The sequence below is a fragment of the Actinophytocola glycyrrhizae genome (assembly GCF_042653545.1).
Classification (GTDB): domain Bacteria; phylum Actinomycetota; class Actinomycetes; order Mycobacteriales; family Pseudonocardiaceae; genus Actinophytocola; species Actinophytocola glycyrrhizae.
The window spans coordinates 114,620-131,212 of record NZ_JBHSIS010000006.1; the positions used below are offsets into that span (position 1 = coordinate 114,620).

At 66.8% G+C, this 16,593-nt stretch carries 19 protein-coding genes and 1 tRNA gene; 7 read left to right on the forward strand and 13 right to left on the reverse strand.

The genetic code is table 11. The annotated features are described in order from the left end of the window. From pabB to ACFPCV_RS11300, 6 genes are all read right to left on the reverse strand, one after another. The gene (gene pabB / locus ACFPCV_RS11275) at nt 1-2,103 is read right to left on the reverse strand and encodes an aminodeoxychorismate synthase component I (RefSeq protein WP_378056037.1); all 2,103 of its coding nucleotides are present in this window, start codon (nt 2,101-2,103) and stop codon (nt 1-3) included. Between the two features lie 819 nt (nt 2,104-2,922). After that, a tRNA-Ala gene (locus ACFPCV_RS11280) sits at nt 2,923-2,995 on the reverse strand. Between the two features lie 32 nt (nt 2,996-3,027). Next, nucleotides 3,028-3,882 carry a divisome protein SepX/GlpR gene (gene sepX, locus ACFPCV_RS11285; protein WP_378056038.1) on the reverse strand — a complete coding sequence of 285 codons (855 nt, stop codon included), beginning with the start codon at nt 3,880-3,882 and terminating at the stop codon, nt 3,028-3,030. A 113-nt stretch (nt 3,883-3,995) separates the two neighbouring features. After that, nucleotides 3,996-4,664 carry a GNAT family N-acetyltransferase gene (locus ACFPCV_RS11290; protein ID WP_378056039.1) on the reverse strand — a complete coding sequence of 223 codons (669 nt, stop codon included), beginning with the start codon at nt 4,662-4,664 and terminating at the stop codon, nt 3,996-3,998. Then, nucleotides 4,657-5,880, reverse strand: coding sequence for a molybdotransferase-like divisome protein Glp (gene glp, locus ACFPCV_RS11295; protein WP_378056040.1), 1,224 nt, complete (start codon nt 5,878-5,880; stop codon nt 4,657-4,659). The genes ACFPCV_RS11290 and glp overlap by 8 nt, the downstream gene beginning before the upstream one ends. A gap of 23 nt (nt 5,881-5,903) precedes the next feature. After that, nucleotides 5,904-6,830, reverse strand: a complete 927-nt coding sequence (locus ACFPCV_RS11300; protein ID WP_378056041.1) for a UTP--glucose-1-phosphate uridylyltransferase — start codon at nt 6,828-6,830, stop codon at nt 5,904-5,906. A 24-nt stretch (nt 6,831-6,854) separates the two neighbouring features. Here ACFPCV_RS11300 and ACFPCV_RS11305 point away from each other — a divergent pair, with 24 nt between their 5' ends. From ACFPCV_RS11305 to mscL, 4 genes are all read left to right on the forward strand, one after another. Continuing rightward, entirely contained in the window at nt 6,855-7,463 is a 609-nt protein-coding gene (locus tag ACFPCV_RS11305; protein ID WP_378056042.1) for a 5-formyltetrahydrofolate cyclo-ligase, read from the forward strand. A gap of 102 nt (nt 7,464-7,565) precedes the next feature. Continuing rightward, on the forward strand, nt 7,566-7,919 hold the full coding sequence (locus ACFPCV_RS11310; protein ID WP_378056043.1) for an FmdB family zinc ribbon protein: 354 nt from the start codon (nt 7,566-7,568) through the stop codon (nt 7,917-7,919). Nucleotides 7,920-8,004: 85 nt separating this feature from the next. Next, the gene (locus ACFPCV_RS11315) at nt 8,005-8,613 is read left to right on the forward strand and encodes an SAF domain-containing protein (RefSeq protein ID WP_378056044.1); all 609 of its coding nucleotides are present in this window, start codon (nt 8,005-8,007) and stop codon (nt 8,611-8,613) included. A gap of 79 nt (nt 8,614-8,692) precedes the next feature. Continuing rightward, nucleotides 8,693-9,169: a large-conductance mechanosensitive channel protein MscL gene (mscL, locus tag ACFPCV_RS11320; RefSeq protein ID WP_378056045.1), complete on the forward strand. Its 477-nt coding sequence runs from the start codon at nt 8,693-8,695 to the stop codon at nt 9,167-9,169. 104 nt (nt 9,170-9,273) lie between these two features. Here the strand turns inward: mscL and ACFPCV_RS11325 are convergent, their stop codons facing one another. Together ACFPCV_RS11325 and ACFPCV_RS11330 are read right to left on the reverse strand one after the other, a co-directional pair. Further along, the gene (locus ACFPCV_RS11325; protein ID WP_378056046.1) at nt 9,274-9,423 is read right to left on the reverse strand and encodes a hypothetical protein; all 150 of its coding nucleotides are present in this window, start codon (nt 9,421-9,423) and stop codon (nt 9,274-9,276) included. Next, entirely contained in the window at nt 9,423-9,917 is a 495-nt protein-coding gene (locus ACFPCV_RS11330) for a MogA/MoaB family molybdenum cofactor biosynthesis protein (RefSeq protein WP_378056047.1), read from the reverse strand. The genes ACFPCV_RS11325 and ACFPCV_RS11330 overlap by 1 nt, the downstream gene beginning before the upstream one ends. 164 nt (nt 9,918-10,081) lie before the next feature. On the opposite strand from ACFPCV_RS11330, the gene ACFPCV_RS11335 reads away from it, so the two are divergent. Beyond that, on the forward strand, nt 10,082-11,137 hold the full coding sequence (locus ACFPCV_RS11335; protein WP_378056048.1) for an NAD-dependent epimerase/dehydratase family protein: 1,056 nt from the start codon (nt 10,082-10,084) through the stop codon (nt 11,135-11,137). Between the two features lie 380 nt (nt 11,138-11,517). Then, nucleotides 11,518-12,606 (forward strand): hypothetical protein, encoded by a 1,089-nt coding sequence (locus tag ACFPCV_RS11340; RefSeq protein WP_378056049.1) that lies wholly within the window; start codon nt 11,518-11,520, stop codon nt 12,604-12,606. Between the two features lie 16 nt (nt 12,607-12,622). Here ACFPCV_RS11340 and ACFPCV_RS11345 read toward each other — a convergent pair whose 3' ends face one another. Beyond that, the gene (locus ACFPCV_RS11345) at nt 12,623-13,333 is read right to left on the reverse strand and encodes a hypothetical protein (protein WP_378056050.1); all 711 of its coding nucleotides are present in this window, start codon (nt 13,331-13,333) and stop codon (nt 12,623-12,625) included. A gap of 598 nt (nt 13,334-13,931) precedes the next feature. Here ACFPCV_RS11345 and ACFPCV_RS11350 point away from each other — a divergent pair. Continuing rightward, nucleotides 13,932-14,837 carry a hypothetical protein gene (locus ACFPCV_RS11350; protein ID WP_378056051.1) on the forward strand — a complete coding sequence of 302 codons (906 nt, stop codon included), beginning with the start codon at nt 13,932-13,934 and terminating at the stop codon, nt 14,835-14,837. Between the two features lie 57 nt (nt 14,838-14,894). Here ACFPCV_RS11350 and ACFPCV_RS11355 read toward each other — a convergent pair whose 3' ends face one another. Genes ACFPCV_RS11355 through ACFPCV_RS11370 form a run of 4 tightly spaced genes read right to left on the reverse strand, consistent with a single transcriptional unit; the run spans nt 14,895 to nt 16,457 of the window. After that, nucleotides 14,895-15,413, reverse strand: coding sequence for a helix-turn-helix domain-containing protein (locus tag ACFPCV_RS11355; protein WP_378056052.1), 519 nt, complete (start codon nt 15,411-15,413; stop codon nt 14,895-14,897). Continuing rightward, on the reverse strand, nt 15,410-15,628 hold the full coding sequence (locus ACFPCV_RS11360) for an AMED_5909 family protein (protein ID WP_378056053.1): 219 nt from the start codon (nt 15,626-15,628) through the stop codon (nt 15,410-15,412). Before ACFPCV_RS11360 ends, ACFPCV_RS11355 begins: the two co-directional genes overlap by 4 nt. Nucleotides 15,629-15,657: 29 nt before the next feature. Then, on the reverse strand, nt 15,658-15,951 hold the full coding sequence (locus ACFPCV_RS11365; RefSeq protein WP_378056054.1) for a hypothetical protein: 294 nt from the start codon (nt 15,949-15,951) through the stop codon (nt 15,658-15,660). A gap of 50 nt (nt 15,952-16,001) precedes the next feature. Next, on the reverse strand, nt 16,002-16,457 hold the full coding sequence (locus ACFPCV_RS11370) for an Imm1 family immunity protein (RefSeq protein WP_378056055.1): 456 nt from the start codon (nt 16,455-16,457) through the stop codon (nt 16,002-16,004). Between the last annotated feature and the right edge of the window lie 136 nt (nt 16,458-16,593).

Sequence of the window (16,593 nt, forward strand, 5' to 3'; positions counted from 1 at the left end):
TCATGGGTCCCCTTCCCCTGGGAAGTCCTGGTCGAGCAGGCGCAGCAGCGGCGCGGCCTTCACGACGGTCTCGGCCACCTCGTCCTCCGGTGTGGACAAGGCGATCACGGCCCCGCCGACACCGTAGGACACGTGGTCGGCGCCGGCCACGATGGTGCGGATGACCATGCCGAGGTCGGCGGCGCCGGACAGCGAGAAGTAACCGAGCGCGCCGGAGTACACGCCACGGGGACCGCCTTCGAGCCGGTCGATGATCGCCATGGTGCGCAGCTTCGGCGCGCCGGTCATGGAGCCGCCGGGGAACACGGCCCGGACCGCGTCGACGGCGCCGCGGCCGGGCGCGAGTGTGGCGCGGACCGTGCTGACCAGCTGGTGCACGGTCGGGTGCGTCTCGACGGCGAACAGCCGCTCGACGGTCACCCCGTCGAGGGCGGCGACGCTGCCGAGGTCGTTGCGCACGAGGTCGACGATCATCAGGTTCTCCGCGCGGTCCTTGGCCGCGGCGCCGAGCTCCAGCCGCAGCGCCGCGTCCTGCTCCGGGGTGGCGCCGCGCGGCCGGGTGCCCTTGATCGGCTCGGACAGCGCGACGCCGTCCGGGGTGATCCGCAGGAAGCGTTCCGGCGAGACGGACAGCACGCTCAGCTCACCGAACCGCAGCAACGCGCTGAACGGCTCGGGGTTCGCGCGGCGCAGGCGCCGGTAGGCGGGCCACGGGTCGAGCTTGCCGTCGGCGGTGAGCTGGTTGGTGAGACAGACCTCGTAGGTCTCCCCTGCGACGATCTCCCGCTGGCAGGCGGCGATCAGGTCGAGGTAGTGGGCCCGGTCGTGCCGCGCTCGCAGCGGACTCAGCTCGAGTTGTCCACAGCAGGGTGAGTTGTCCACAGCCGACCCGTGAACCCCCGCTTCCGTCACCCCCTGCCGGTAGACTGGCACGGCGGGACGCCCCCGGGACTGGGTGGGGGTTTCGCTACTGTCCTGGGGCAGCGCGGCGAGGATTTTCTCCGTGTCGTCGAGCCAGCTGTCGTCGTTCAGGGTCAGCAGGTGGACCTCGCCTTGGCGGTGGTCGAACACGACCGCGCGGTCAGCGAAGATCATGGCCGCGTCGGGGTGCGGCGAGCGGTGCGCGGACTCGGCGCCGCATTCGGCTTTCAGCTCGTAGCCGAGATAGCCGACCCAGCCGAGCGCGAAGTCGAACGGGACGTCGGGCGGGGTGACGGGCCTGCGCGCGAGGTCGGCGGCCAGCCAGTCGAGAAAGCCGCTGTGGGTGACCTCGTCCGGCTGGTCAGCGCGGCGGATCGTGACGGTGCCGGTGGTGACGTCCGCGGTGGCGACCCGCGCGAGCGGCCCGCTCGCGTCGCCGAGTACGGAGAACCGGCCACCGGAGGCGCCGCCGTCGGCGCTGTCGGCGCTGTCGAGCCAGAACGCGTGGTCGGCGCCGGAGTACAGGGTGTCGAACACGGTCTCCGCGCTCGCCGCGGTGTGCACGCGACGGTGCCGGATCACGGACCCGGGTCTTCGTGTGCGCACCGTGACCGAGGGCCGTTTCCCCTGCTGTGCCAGGAAGTTCGCGATCAGCCGGTGCCCGTGCTCGGTGCGGATCGACTCGGGGTGGAACTGGACACCCCACTGCGGCCGCTCACGGTGCCGCACCGCCATGAGCACCCCGTCGTCGCTGGTGGCGACGGGCTCGAGCACGTCGGGCAGCCGCGTCACGGCCAGCGAGTGGTAGCGGACCGCGGTGAACGGTGTGGGCAGCCCGGCGAACAGGCCGGTCCCGTCGTGGTGCACGGCGGAGGTCTCGCCGTGGCGCACCCGCGGAGCGGGACCGACCGCACCACCGTGGACGTGGCAGATGCCCTGGTGACCGAGGCACACCCCGAGCAGCGGCAGGTGCGTGGTGGCGATGACATCGCCACAGATGCCGAAGTCAGCGGCCCTTTCCGGCCGCCCCGGCCCCGGCGAGACGATCACGTGGGTGAACCCACCGAGGTCGACGTGCTCGTCGTTGCGCACGACGGTCGGGGCCACGCCGGTCACCGCACCAACCTGGTGGCACAGGTTGTACGTGAACGAGTCGTAGTTGTCGATGATCAGCGTGCGCATGCCACCCGGCAGCTAAGCCGATGGACGGGCCCGCGCGCAAGGCATCAGCCCCCACGGTTCCCGGCGACGAGGAACACAGGAATGGCGACGAAGAGCCTGTCCCGGGCGGCCCGCTCGACCTGCCACGGCCCGTCGGTCATCCCGGCCAGCATCAGCAGCGCCAGCTCATCGGTGAACCCGCTGTCCGACAGAAATTCCGGCCGCCCCGCGGCGACCTGCTGTTGGGGGTTGTCTGTCTGGTGGGTTTGTCCTCGCCGGACGGGCAGGTCTCGGGGGTGGCGGAGGGAGATTGGCGGCGGTTGGGTTCGGGTCTGCCTGCCAGGTCGACGGGATGGCAGGGAGCCCCTCTGGGTGGCTTACGCCACCACCGGGGTTGCGCAGGCAGGCGCCCGCTTCGCGGGCCCGGGGCGCGCGGGCCGGGCGCGCAGCGCCCTGGCTTGGTGCTGTGAAAGGCGCGTTGACGGCATGGCAATGCCCTGAAAGGCGCGTTCAGGGCGCTGAGCGCCCTGAACGGCCCATTGACGGCACTCGATATGCCGTGAACGCACCTTTCACGGCACCGATCCGCTCTGGGACCGCCCGCCGCGCTCCCACGTCGCGACAAGCACCAAGCGGGAGCACCAAGGGGGAAGCCGCAAGAGGGAAAGCCGCAAGGGGGAAAAGCCGCAAGGGGGAAGCGGCAAGGGGGGCACCATGGCGAAAGCAACCAAGCTGGGTCAGGAACAACCCGCACCGTGGGGGGCTTGGGGGGCTCGGCCCCCCAACATGATGAGCGAAACACAAAGGCGAGCGCTCTACGCGAGCACTCGCCTCCCAGTGTGGAGCTGCGGGGAATCGAACCCCGGACCTTCTCGATGCGAACGAGACGCGCTACCAACTGCGCTACAGCCCCTGGTCTGTGTGCCGGGGAAGCGTATCAGACCCCTATTCACCCACCGCACGGCGGTAGGGCAGGTTGCCGGGTTCGTCGAGGTCTTCGAAGGCGGGGTCCTCGTCGTCGAGGTCGACGACGGCGGCGGCGCCGTGGTGGGTGGGTGGCGCGGGTGGTCCGTCGAGGACGCGTTCGCGGCGTCCGACCGGCTCTTCTTCCTCGTGGTAGATCTCCTCGACGTACTCCTCGACGGTCCTCGGTTCCTCTTCCTGGTACCGGGGGCGGGCGAGTGCCTGGGCGCGGCGTACCCGCTGCATGCGGGCGAGGCGGCGTTCGCGGATCTCGTCCTCGATGCGGACCTGCCTGCGGAGGTAGCCGAGGTAGGTGACGAGGGTGAGGTCGATGGCGCCGTGGGCCCACCACAGCTGCGGGTAGATCACGGCGGCGCCGATGGCGGTGAGGATGGCGCCGATGATCATGGCGAGGACGACGCGCTGGCGGAAGGCGTATCTGGCACGTGCGATGACGGCGGCGGCTTCCGGGTCGAAGCCGCCTCTGCCGGGGCGGTACCGGCGCGCGGGGTAGTCCTCGTAGTAGCTCATGTCGGCCTGGTCCGCGTCGTCATCCGGCACATCCTCCGAGGCTTCGGTGACCTGCGCCACCAATTCTCCCTCGAAATCTTCCCGGACATCGTCGCTTCCGTGCACGGCGGCCTCCTCCGTGTCGAACCTGTCGTGCTCGGTGCCGAACTCCGCCCCCTCTTCGTCCACCTCTCCGGTGCGCAGTACCCGCGCGCCCAGTTCGGAGTCGCCGGTCTTGGCGACCTCCTGTCTTTTGCGCACGATCATGGGCACGAGGACGACGAGCCACGCGATCACGAGTGCGACCACGACAAGTGAGCTCGGCATGCCTCGGCACCTCCCCCGCGCAGACATGTGTCATTTTGTGCGATGACCCGGGTGCCACGTTAGTCACAACAGTCACAGGTGTGTCGGAGGCGCGCCGACGCGCTTTCGGGTGATCACCCGTGCTCAGCGCGCCCCTCGGCGACCAGCCGGGGCACCAGTCCACTCGGAATGTCCTCTGTGGTCAGTGCGAAGCAGAGGTGGTCGCGCCAGCCGCCCGCGACGTCGAGATACCGCCGGAAGAGCCCCTCCTGGCGGAAGCCGAGCTTCCTCAGGACCCGGATGCTCGCCGTGTTCTCCGGCCGCACGGTGGCCTCGAGCCGGTGCAGCCCGGCATCGGCGAAGCAGTGGTCCACGACGAGCGCGGCGGCCGCGGTCGCGACCCCGCCGCCGACGGCGTGCGTGCCGACCCAGTACCCGATCCACGCCGAGCAGAGCGAGCCGCGCACGACGTTGCCGACGGTCACCTGACCGGCGAGCTCGCCGTCGACGGTGATCACGAACGGCAGCGACATGCCGCGCCGCGCGAGGCCGCGGAGCGTGGACCACTGGCCGGCCCAGGCGAACGCGGCGTTGTTGTTGTCCCATTCGCCTGGCGCGGTCGGTTCCCACGCCTCGAGGTGGCGCCGGTCGCGACGGCGGACCCGGCTCCACGCCGCCGCGTCGGACAGTTTGGGTTTGCGCACCTCGAGCACTCCCGCGCCGACGCGCAGTGGTCCGAGGCGGGCAGGCCAGCCCGGGTGGCTGCCGGCGGGTTCGTGGCGGTGGCTCAACTGCTCAGCCACGTTGGGCCAGGAAACTGACCTGGACCTCTTCACCCACTACGACCTCGGTGGTCTCCTCGTCCACGAGGATCAGGCAGTTGGCCTCGGCGAGCGAGGCGAGCAGGTGCGACCCGGACTGGCCGAGCGGCTGGGCGAGGTACTCGCCGTTGCTCTCGTCCCGGAGCAGCTGTGCGCGCAGGTAACCGCGGCGTCCCTTGACCGACACGATCGGGGACAGTAGCCGGGCGGTGATCTGGCGCCGGTGCGGGTTGCGCTTCCCCTGTGCCGCACGGATCAGCGGCCGCACCATCACCTCGAACACGACGAGCGCGCTCATCGGGTTGCTCGGCAGGAAGAACGTCGGCACCGCGTCGGGCCCGAGCCTGCCGAAGCCCTGCACGGAGCCGGGGTGCATGGCGACCCGGGTCATGTCGATGTCGCCGAGGTCGGACAGCGCGGAGCGGATCTCCTGCGCCAGCTCGCCACCGACGCCGCCGGAGATGACCACGATCTCGCTCAGCAGCAGCCTGCCCTCGATGGTCTCCCGCAGCCGCCGCGAGTCGGTCGCCACGACGCCGACGCGGTTGACCTCGGCGCCCGCGTCGCGCGCGGCGGCGGCGAGCGAGTACGAGTTGACGTCGTAGACCTGGCCCTGGCCGGGGGTGCGGTCGATGTCGACGAGCTCGTCGCCGAGCGAGATCACCGACACCCTCGGCCGCGGGTACACGAGCACCTTGGCCCTGCCGACGGCGGCGAGCAGCCCGACCTGTGCCGAGCCGATCGCGGCGCCACGGCGTACGGCGACGTCACCGGTCTGCACGTCCTCGCCGGTGCGCCGGACGAAGGCGGCCGAGGGCACCGGCTGGTTGACGGTCACGCGTGCCTGGTGACCGTCGGTGTAGCCGACCGGCACGACGGCGTCGGCGAGCGTGGGCAGCGGCGCGCCGGTGACGACCCGCACGGCCTGGCCCGGCTGCAGCCTGCGCGGCTGCCGGGACCCCGCCACGATCTCGCCGACGACCGGCAGCAGCACCGGTTCGGTGCCAGCGGCCTGGACGTCGACGCTGCGGACCGCGTAGCCGTCCACCGCCGCCTGGTCGAAGCCGGGCAGGGCGCGCTCTGCGACGACCTCCTCCGCGCACAGGAGTCCCTGCGCCTCGGAGATGGCCACCCGTACCGGCGCAGGCCGTACTGCGGCGGCGAGCGCCCGCCCGAGCTGCTCGTCGACTGACCTCATCGCGGTGACCTCACCGTGCTCGGCTACTCCTCGATACGCCCGCGCAACCACTCGCGCAGATCAGGCCCATACTCGGGGTCGGAGAGCGCAAAGTCCACGGCGGCACGCAGGAACCCCCCAGGATTGCCCAGGTCGTGACGTCCGCCCCGGTGGACGACGACGTGCACGGGATGCCCTTCGCTGATCATGAGCGCGATCGCGTCGGTGACCTGCAGCTCGCCGCCCGCACCCGGCTCGATGCGCTTGATCGCGTCGAAGACGGCCCGGTCCAGCAGGTAGCGGCCCGCCGCCGCGAACGTCGAGGGCGCCTGGTCGGCGGGCGGCTTCTCCACCATGCCGTTGACCTTCTTGACGTCGGGGTCGTCGGTGTCCTCGACGTCGAAGACGCCGTAGGCGGAGATCTGGTCCCTGGGGATGTCGAAGGCGCACAGCACGGTGCCGCCGTGCTTGGCGCGGGCGGCCAGCATGCGGCCGAGCACGCCGCGGGGCAGCACGAGGTCGTCGGGGAGGAGGACGGCGACGGCCTGCTCGTCGTCGTCGAGGTTGCCCTCGGCACAGCCGATCGCGTGGCCGAGCCCCAGCGCCTTCTCCTGGATGGCGGTCTCGACCTTCTTCAGCAGGCCGGGGGCGCGCCGGATCTTCTCGACGAGCTTCTCCTTGCCCCGGCTGCGCAGCTCCTCCTCCAGTTCGGGCTGCGGCTGGAAGTACTGTGCGACGGCGTCCTTGCCCGGCGAGGTGACGATCACGAGCCGTTCGAGCCCGGCTTCGGCGGCCTCGGTGGCGACGTGCTCGATGCCGGGTGTGTCGACGACCGGGAGCAGCTCTTTCGGTACGGACTTGGTGGTCGGCAGGAACCTCGTGCCCAGGCCGGCGGCCGGAACGATGGCGGTTCGGATGCCTGCGGCCTGGGCGGCGCCGTGGCCGGAAGTGACTGCGGTGGATTGCGCCATGGACAACGACTCTAACCTCATGTGGTGGCCCGGCCTGGGAGTGATCCAAGTCAGTCAGCCGCACACACCAAGTGGCGGTGGCGCAAAGAGCTGCTCGCCGAACGCAGACGGGTGCCGGGAGCGGTCCGGTTCTCCGAGGCCATCTCCCTGTCGACGCACCTGACCAGCGGCCGGATCGTGCGCCCTGGGCAGACGGTCTGCGCGTACGTGCCGATCGGTTCCGAGCCGGGGTCCGCGCAGATGCTGGAGGACCTCGCCGAGTTCGGTGCGCGGGTCCTGCTGCCGGTGGTGACCGGTGACGGGCCGCTGGACTGGGGCTGGTACCAGGGCAGGGACTCGCTGCGGCCCGGTCCGTACGGGCTGCGGGAGCCGATCGGCGAGCTGCTGGGGTCGTTCGCGCTGCGGATCGCCGATCTGGTGCTCGTGCCCGCGCTCGCGGTGGACCGGAACGGGGTTCGCCTCGGACGTGGTGCTGGTCACTACGACCGCTCGCTCGCGGACACGGCCACCGGGACACACCTGGTGGCCGTGGTGCGTGACCAGGAGATTTTCGAGGCGCTGCCGGCCGAGCGGCACGACATCAGGATGACGGCGGTCCTCACCCCGAACCGGGGACTGTTGCGCTTCGTGTGAATCGCTCGAGGACGTTTGCGCTCCGGGCCCGCGTTGGCGCATCATTGTTCTTAGCACTCCATCGTTACGAGTGCCAGCGACTTGGGGAAGAGGGAGTCACCCGTGCCCACCTATCAGTACGCGTGTACGGCGTGCGACCACCGTTTCGACGCGGTGCAGTCCTTCAGCGACGCCTCGCTGACCGAGTGCCCGGAGTGCGCGGGCAAGCTGCGCAAGCTGTACGGCTCGGTGGGCGTGGTGTTCAAGGGCAGCGGCTTCTACCGGACCGACAGCCGTTCGGAGAGCAAGGCCGCGGCGACGGCGGACAAGTCGTCCTCGTCCGACAAGCCGTCCTCGGACAAGTCGGCGGACAAGTCCTCGTCCGACAAGTCCTCGACGTCCACCACCACGTCGTCGGACAAGTCCTCGTCCGCACCGTCGACCTCGTCGTCCTCGGCGACCAAGGTCGCCTCCTGACGAGGTTGTCCACAGCCGCCTGAGTTGTCCACAACCGGCCGGTAACCTGGCGTTTTTGTCGTGTCCCCGCCGTACCGTCGGTCCCATGAAGCTCCCCCTCCGCGGCTGGCCACGCAGGCTCGCCGTCCGCCGTGTGGTGGCCGCGCTGCTGGTGCTGGCCGCGGCCGTGCTGGCGGTCAGCCCGCGTCCCCGCGAACCGGGCACGGTGCCGATGCTGGTGGCCGCCAGGGACCTGCCTCCCGGCACGACCCTGCGCGACGGTGACGTGACGGTGTCGCGGCTGGCGCCGTCCTTACGCCCGCGCTCCGCACTGACCGACCCGGCCCAGGTGCGGGGCCGGGTGCTGGCAGGCGCGGCCACGGCGGGTGAACCGCTCACGAGCGCGCGCCTGCTCGGCACCGAGAACACGCGCCTCACGGCGGGCGATCCGGCCGCGGCGGCGGTGCCGTTCCGCCTGGCCGACCCGGCGGTGGCGGCCCTGCTGACCCCTGGCTTACGCGTGGACGTGGTGACGGTGTCGGCGACGACACCGTCGGACGCGGTGGTCCTGGCCGCGAACGCCACCGTGCTGACGGTCCGGCCCGCGGACGAGGCGGCGGAGGGTCACCTGGTGGTCCTGGCTCTGCCGAGGGCGGAGGCCACGAAGGTGGCCGCGGCGTCCCTTGGTCGACCGGTGGCGGTCACCCTGCGCTGACCCGGCGGCCTGCCCGGCGGTCGGCACCGTGTGCAGGTCACTACGCTGCGTCGGCACACCGAGTGAAAGGAGCCCGCCGATGTTCAAGGGTTTCAAGGACTTCCTGATGCGCGGGAACGTCGTGGACCTGGCCGTCGCGGTGATCATCGGCACGGCGTTCACCGCGATCGTGACCGCCATCGCCAACAACTTCATCAAGCCGCTCATCGCGGCCATAGGCGGCGCGAACGTGTCCGGCCTGTCGTGGACCATCGTCGCGGGCAACGAAGAGTCGAGGATGGACTTCGCGGCGATCATCACGGCGGCCATCAACTTCCTGATCATCGCCGCGGTCGTCTACTTCCTGATCGTGCTGCCGATGAAGAAGCTCCAGGACCGCCGCAGGCGTGGCGACGAGGCGGGCCCGTCAGAACCGACCGACATCGAGCTGCTTGCCGAGATCCGCGACCTCCTCCGCCAGCAGCAACAGCGGGTGCCCATGGGGCAGGGCCCGCAGCAGCCGCCCCAGGGCGGCATGCCCCCGCAGGGCGGGAGGCCACCGCAACGCCCGTACTGACAGCCACACAGGAGTGCTGGGAAGCAGTCCTCCAGCACTCCTGTGGGTCCCGGCAGAAGACACCGCTCGCGACCAACACACGGATTCCGGGGAGGCGGACCGGCCTAGTGGTGGGGTGGGCGCTCTCGCTCGTACCAGTCGTCGCGGTCGTCGGGCGGGGTCGGGTCACGCTCGTCGGACGTCGTCGACGGGAGCACGTCGCCGAAGATCTCGTCGAGGTCGGGCTCGGCGTCCCGACGCGGCCGGCCGGGCATCAGTCCAGTGCCGAAAGCTGGTCGATCACGTGCGGCACGAGCGCGGACAACGTCGCCATCCCGTCGCGCACCGCCGACCGCGACCCGGCGAGGTTGACCACCAGCGTGCTGCCGGAGATCCCGACAAGCCCCCGCGAGATGCCGGCGTCCACGGCGCCGGCGGCGAGCCCGGAGGACCGGATCGCCTCGGCGATGCCCGGGATCGGCCGGTCCAGCACCCCCAGGGTGGCGTCGGGGGTCACGTCGCGGGGCGACACACCGGTGCCGCCGACGGTGATGACCACGTCGACGCCGCCGATCACCGCGGTGTTCAGCGCGTTGCGGATGACCACGTTCTCCCCGGCCACCGCGACGGTCCCGTCGACGATGAACCCGTTCTCCTCCAACAACTCGGTGACCAGCGGCCCCACGGTGTCCTCGTGCTCCCCGTTCGCCACCCGGTCGTCCACGATCACGATGAGGGCTCTGCCGAGCCGCTGCGCGCTCCGTTCCATGCGCTCACCGTAGCCGGGCCTGCCGTTTCGCCACCGGCAGCCCGCCGGCCCGGCGAGCCGGTGGCACGACCCGAACTCGAACCGCCGTCGAGAATCTGACGGTTCGGTGACGTGCGGCCGCCTGCGCTCGCCCACGTGCCGGTGGCGGGCCTACCGTCGCCGGCATGCGAGTGCTGGTCACCGGCGGCGCCGGTTTCATCGGATCCCACGTGGCGGAGGCGCTGTCCGCGCACGGCCACGACACTCTGCTGGTGGACAACCTGCTGCCGAAGGCCCACGGCAGCACCGCGGACTTCGACGGCGTGGTCGGCGACATCCGCGACCCGGCGCTGCTGGCGGACCTCCTGAGTGGTGTCGACGTGGTGTGCCACCAGGCGGCGATGGTGGGCCACGGCGTGTCCCCCGCCGACGCACCGGAGTACGTGGCGCACAACGATCTCGGCACCGCCGAGCTGCTGAGCGCCATGCACGGGGCGGGCGTCTCGCACCTGGTGCTGGCCTCGTCGATGGTCGTGTACGGCGAGGGCCGCTACGAGTGCGCCGACCACGGCGTCGTCCAGCCCGCGCCACGCCGGGTGTCCGATGTGGACAACGGACGCTACGACCCGCCGTGCCCTGCCTGCGGCGCGGCGCTGTCCCCCGGCCTGGTGCCCGAGGACGCCCCGATGGACCCGCGCAGCACGTACGCGGCGACGAAGGCGGCGCAGGAGTTCCTGGCGTCGGCGTGGGCTCGCCAGACGGGTGGCGGGGTGTGGGCGCTGAGGTACCACAACGTGTACGGGCCGAGGATGCCGAGAGACACGCCGTACGCGGGCGTGGCGTCGCTGTTCCGCTCGGCGCTGGAACGCGGCGAGGCGCCCACGGTGCTCGAAGACGGCAACCAGCGACGCGACTTCGTACACGTGACGGACGTGGCCCGCGCGAACGTCCTGGCGGTCGAAGCCACCACCCCGGACGGCGCGCTCGTCCCGGTCAACGTCTGCTCGGGCACCCCGCACACGGTGGGCGAGCTGGCCACGGAGCTGGCCAAGGCGTGCCACGGCCCGGCCCCGAAGGTGGTCGGTGGCGCCCGACCCGGCGACGTGCGGCACGTGGTGGCGGACCCGAGGGCGGCACGGGAGAAGCTGGGCTTCATGGCGAAGACGACGTTCGAACAGGGGATAGCCGAGTTCGCGACGGCCACGCTGAGGGGGGCCGCGGCCCCCCGATCACCAGCGTAGGCGAAGGCTCATTTGGTGACATAACTGTGACCTGCAGGATCGACACGTCGCCGGACTTCAGTGCCGCATACGTCGGCATTGGTTCCGCAGGGTTGTGGTATCAGGTCCTGCTCAGTTCTCGATCTACATACCCCCAGCCAGTTAAGGTTGCGAGCCCATAGTGTGTGCTGTGCACAATGGTGTGGACCCCGCCGCATCCGCGCGGCGCGGGGTCGATGGTCCAAGTTGAATCTGAGTCACGACCTGGAGCGCCAAGTAGAGGGCACCTGTTTCTCTAAAGTACCCAAAGCTCTCCGGATGTCAGGACAGGCAAAAATCAGGAGATGAAATTGACGCGGTACTGCCTAGGATCTTGGCATCAGCGGCCTGGTCAGCGAGGCATGGAAATACGGATCAAGGCGGATATCTCGGAGGCCGACTACGCATCGATTGTCGATGCTTGCGGCCGTTATGAAGAACTTGCAACGCGGACTGCGTATAGTGTCATGGTCAGGAATTACCATCGCATTCTCGATCTTCGCGACTTGTTCACTAATCTCGATGATTTCAATGGCGCCTTCCGTGATGTCGACCAGCGACACTTGACCGTGACGTTCATGAACGAGCTGCTCAATTGGCTGGTTTCGACACGGTTCTACCTCGAGACAAACAGAGACTTCGCCCTCACGGCCTTCGGCGAGGCAAGCAAACAACTACAAGACCACACTCGCGCAACTAACGAAGCTTTCGATCGATTCCCCGGCTACCGGCTAATGTACAAACTACGCGACTTTGCTCAACACGGTGGCGTACCTCTGTCCGGCCTTACTATTCAGTCTTCTCTGAGCGGAGATATGGAACTAGTTCCATATCTGGCTCGGCAGACGCTTCTGTCTTCGAGCTTCAACTGGGGCGGCATTGTACGGCGGATGCTTACCGAATCTGACGAGATTATTCCCGTATTGCCCTTCGTCGATGAGGCAGCCGAGGGTTTAGATTCCATCGAACGAGTCGCATTTGTGATGCGTTTGGACCGAGTTAGAGAAGTCTTGCCCACGCTTACCGGCGCGCGCACGCGCGTAGGCGACACCGACGGGTACCCGGCATGCTTTTCATTACCTGACAACGCCGGTCAGGTAACGTGGAAGACGATTCCAACTACGGAATCCCTGAACGCTGTCGCCACGCTCACTGAACCGCCCGCACGCCCTCGGCGTCAATCGCCGGTAATGCAACACCTCACGACGCATCAGCGCGGCGCAGCGCGGCGGTCTAGCGCAGCTATCGGCGCGTTGCTTCTGCCCGATCATACCGAATACGAACGGATAGTTCACAGCATCGTGGAGAAAGACGGTAGCGCGATACCGCTGGTCAGCGGACTCAGCGACATGGCGCGAGTACTACTAATGGTCGCATCACAAGCTCTGGGAACGTCGGCAGAAGCGATGCTTGGAGCACTCACGCCAGACAACGAGAATTTTACTGGATGATCTTCACTTGTTAACTTCACTCGGATGGCAACACGAAAAATTCGCGTCCTCTTAAACCTGCGAGTCCCGCAGCACGCTGGCCAAACATTCTGCCGATAACCACGCGGTTCACAAATTCCGCTATGTCACGCTGGATTTGATGCTCCCAACTCGGTCTATCGTCGAGAGAACGCCAATTCTGAAACTTGGTGACAGGAACGGGAGAAAGAACAGTAACGAAACGGCTACCGTAAGGCCACCGGGCAACCCCGAATCCCGATCCAGTGAGATGAAGTAGAATACTACTGGCGTCAGTGTATCCGATTTCGAGCGGAACAGTTCGCAAGCCTTCTATTTCAATAGGTCGTGTTGATCCAATAAAGAACATATCAAACTCAGAGCACCATACTACGCCGTCCTGATCGCCACCTCGTTGTGTTGAATGGACTTCAATCTCGAGATTGTCACTCAAGCCATTCAGCAGGGCTTGGTTACCATCGCGCTCACTATCCTTGAGCGGAGGCGACCCTACGTCGAACTGGGCGTAGGCCACGTGCTCGTTCGTCATCAGATACCAAATACAATAGAGTGCCGATAGTTGACCCATTGTCCAGCCGCCATAGGGTTGCCCCCAAACATCGAGATACCCTCTGAGTTCATTCGAAATGTCACTATCTCGCATCATCCAATATGCTTTGAACAGTCTTTCTCGGCCATCGTCGCTTCTCGACCACTCGTCGGCGATCAAGTCGGCGGACCTCTGATGGGCACTTCTACTGGTCACGGTGCGACCGTACAGGCGGGCACTGACAACCTGGCCTTGAAGCCTGCACGGGACCCTGTGCCCGAAGCCTGCTGAAGCCGAGAGCCGGTGACGAACCGACGCACTTGCCCACACCCCACCCGCGCACGGCAATGACCCAGAGGAGATCGCAGCTATTGCGCCCTGCCGCATCGGATCGATGCCGTCGCGTTCGGCGCGGCCTGCAACCGGCATCAGTGAATCAACAGTTGCTAGAGCGTCCCTTCTCCGAGTAACAACGGCCATGCCATGCGCGATCTAAGCGAGGTACGACCCCAGCGCGCCGAAACCGGGAGGCTCACTAATGACAGAATCTGGCAGCCACGACCTTGACGAGCTGCGTAGCCAGATCACAGATTTGGAACTAAGTATCGGTGAAGTTGAGCTCATCAAACATGGCCTTGAGAATGCATCTCAGGCGCTTCAAGTTGTGAGCAGATCCCTCCGCAATATTTGTGATCAACTAGACGTCGATCCGTCTGCATTCGAAGACGACCTCGCTCAACTCGACGACCTAGCTGGGCGACTGGTATAGGTCCAGCAGATGCACTCAGAACAGCCGTGGGAGAAGCTCAATGAAGGATTCTACACGGGGAATCCAGCTGCTTACTTTCGACGCCGTCAATTCCTGCTTGTCTTGGCTGCGACGCGAATGCGCGAGCTCGACGAATTCCTTGAGCAGGGTATCTCGTTCGAAGGTATAGAGCTCAAGCTAGAGCCATCCAGCGACATCGACAACGAAACCAGGCTGCACCAGGCGTTTCTTGTTGCCGAGTCAGAGATCCTCCTGCATCACGCAAGCGAGGCTCTTATTCGCCTGTTTCTTGGCCACGAAGGCAGGCCAGCTTGCCCCTGGATCGAATGTTCGGCTCTTCGCGAGCCACGCCGGTTCCGCGAAGAGGTCGACCGGCTCGCGGCAAATACATGGGCTCCGGAGCGTCGCCGGGAAATCGGACATGTGTTCTTGGGGGCAGCTCCGGATGAACCTGGAGAAGAATGGAATGACGCCGTCGATGCTGTGATCATGCTACTCCGACTCCTCAGTAAGAACCTGAACGAAGACGCCAATATGTATAACGCTGTCAAGCATGGCATGACGGTTATACCTGGTGAGGCATACATCGGATTGAGTGATGACTCTGGCCAAGCTGTGCTCGGTCACCGAGGGCTTAGTGTTGCCTTTCTTGAGTCAACCAAGGTAGGGAAGGAGCGAACCTGGCGGGAGACTACGAAATGGTGCAGTGTTCCACGAACGCTATGGCTCATTGATCTAGCTCTGCGGCAAATGGAGGCGTTGTGGATCATTGCTTCAGCTCGCTATGTCGGCAAGCCAGCGAAGGGCGTTCACGTCATAACAAAGGACGCTGTAAGACTTGCCACGACTGGCGAGCTCGCGTCCGGAGCGCCCGTCAAGCGCTTTAGTCGCATCATTGGCATTGAGCAATTGTAAACGGCACGCTAAGTCCATTCGCGATGTGCCCAGCAGGTTGGCTGCTCATATCGGGTTCTACTCGGTCTCGACGTCCCCCGGTGGTGGGGTGAATTGGGCCAGGTACTCAGCCAACTCGTGGTGTGAGCAGCCCGTGAACAGCGCGAGGTTGCGTACGACCCGGGTGTCGATCTCCGCGACGCCGTGCGGGTTGTCGATGAGGGCGTTGCGGGCCCACTGGATCATCGGCCGGAACTTCCCCCGGCCTGCGCCGTCGTGGTTGAGCAGCGCGGGGAGGTCGACGTGCAAGGTCAGGTGGTCCAGGCGCCGACGTGCTCGCTGGAGCCCGCGTGCGACGACTGTCGCCGGGTCGACCTCCAGAGCCTCGGCCAGCTCGGTCAAGCGGGACAGGGTCAGCTGACGGACGCCGTGCTCATACGCCAGTAGCGTCCTGTCACCGATACCTGACGGCAACCGCTTCACGAAGTACGCACGCGACCACCCGCGAGCTTCACGCACGCGCCGCAACTCTTCGCCCACCGCGCGAGTGACGGCGGTTTCCAGCGACTCGGCCAGCGCTTCGGTTGCTTCAGTCACTCGTCATCACCGTCGGGGTTGAGCCGGTGCTCGATCTCCCGGGCCCGCCTGATCGCGAACACCGCGTACTGCGACGCCTCATGCCGATTCGGCTCGTCGGCCTTCGCCGCCGCCGCGTACACCTCCGCGCTGTGCCGGTGGAACGCCGCCCACTCCTCAGGGGCCGCGTCATGGGCTGGCCTGCGTCGCCACAGCGCTTCGTGTGCCTCAGCCACCGACGACGGAACGAGCTGACATCCACCCATCAGTAGCTCGCCCCCGAATCGCCGTAATCACCAGTCACCAGCCGATGCCGTGGGCCGCGCTCCGGCGGGGCAGGTTCGCCGTCCGGGTCGATCTCGGCGGCCAGCTTGGCGGCTTCCCGTGCCAGCTCCCGACAGAACTTCGCCAACACGAGAGTCCCGCCAGGGAATGACGGCAACTGGATCGCCAGGTTCACCGGGTCCAGGTAGAGGACCAGTGCCGGTAACTGCGGCGTGACCCGCATGAACGCCGCCGCCGCCACTTTGCCGGGCGAACACGACACATTGAACGCCACTTGTCACAACTCCTTGCTTGACGGTAGACCGTGCGACGACTGAGAAAGATTCACTCGGACCTCCATTCGATGCACTTCGGTCGCGCCCGTGTACGAAGCCATTCGACGAGAGCAGCGCGTGCGTGTGATATCGAAATAACCGCGGACCGCGGGAAGAGTCGACCGGTTTCACCGCTGAAGATCAGATGTACTCTCTCGATCGACGGGTTCGGCGTATACGAGTACGCGTCAGATACTTCTGGGTCATCATGGTCGGCGTAGTGCAGTGCAGCGACTCCCATTGAAGGGCGCACGCTGATTCGCATCTGATTGTTGGGGTATGGACCGTTTTTGGAGGTATAGAATTCGATGTCTCCGACATGAAGGGTGCTTTCCCAGGTCTCATGGTCGAGGTCCAATACCTCGTCGACCAAAGCCAGCGCTTCACGCATTCCACGCGCAACGCGTGCGACATCGCTGGTCAGCGACGCTGTCACTATCACCTCTTCTGGAGTAGACGAGGACATCGGGGAGGCACCTCGAATCCGATATTGCGAACTGACGGGGTGGTGATGGCGGGACTACGCCTACGTGCTGTAGACGGGGCTACGGCCTCGCCTTGCTCCAACCGTGTCGACGTTTGCCACGGTGGTCCACACATGA

Bases quoted from the DNA above. Each gene is read 5' to 3' on its own strand.
- sepX (WP_378056038.1), bottom strand. From the start codon at position 3,882: ATGCCGAGCTCACTTGTCGTGGTCGCACTCGTGATCGCGTGGCTCGTC.
- glp (WP_378056040.1), bottom strand. From the start codon at position 5,880: ATGAGGTCAGTCGACGAGCAGCTCGGGCGGGCGCTCGCCGCCGCAGTA.
- ACFPCV_RS11350 (WP_378056051.1), top strand. From the start codon at position 13,932: ATGCACTCAGAACAGCCGTGGGAGAAGCTCAATGAAGGATTCTACACG.
- pabB (WP_378056037.1), bottom strand. From the start codon at position 2,103: ATGCGCACGCTGATCATCGACAACTACGACTCGTTCACGTACAACCTG.
- ACFPCV_RS11340 (WP_378056049.1), top strand. From the start codon at position 11,518: ATGGAAATACGGATCAAGGCGGATATCTCGGAGGCCGACTACGCATCG.
- ACFPCV_RS11335 (WP_378056048.1), top strand. From the start codon at position 10,082: ATGCGAGTGCTGGTCACCGGCGGCGCCGGTTTCATCGGATCCCACGTG.
- ACFPCV_RS11315 (WP_378056044.1), top strand. From the start codon at position 8,005: ATGAAGCTCCCCCTCCGCGGCTGGCCACGCAGGCTCGCCGTCCGCCGT.
- ACFPCV_RS11325 (WP_378056046.1), bottom strand. From the start codon at position 9,423: ATGCCCGGCCGGCCGCGTCGGGACGCCGAGCCCGACCTCGACGAGATC.
- ACFPCV_RS11300 (WP_378056041.1), bottom strand. From the start codon at position 6,830: ATGGCGCAATCCACCGCAGTCACTTCCGGCCACGGCGCCGCCCAGGCC.
- ACFPCV_RS11370 (WP_378056055.1), bottom strand. From the start codon at position 16,457: ATGTCCTCGTCTACTCCAGAAGAGGTGATAGTGACAGCGTCGCTGACC.
- ACFPCV_RS11330 (WP_378056047.1), bottom strand. From the start codon at position 9,917: ATGGAACGGAGCGCGCAGCGGCTCGGCAGAGCCCTCATCGTGATCGTG.
- mscL (WP_378056045.1), top strand. From the start codon at position 8,693: ATGTTCAAGGGTTTCAAGGACTTCCTGATGCGCGGGAACGTCGTGGAC.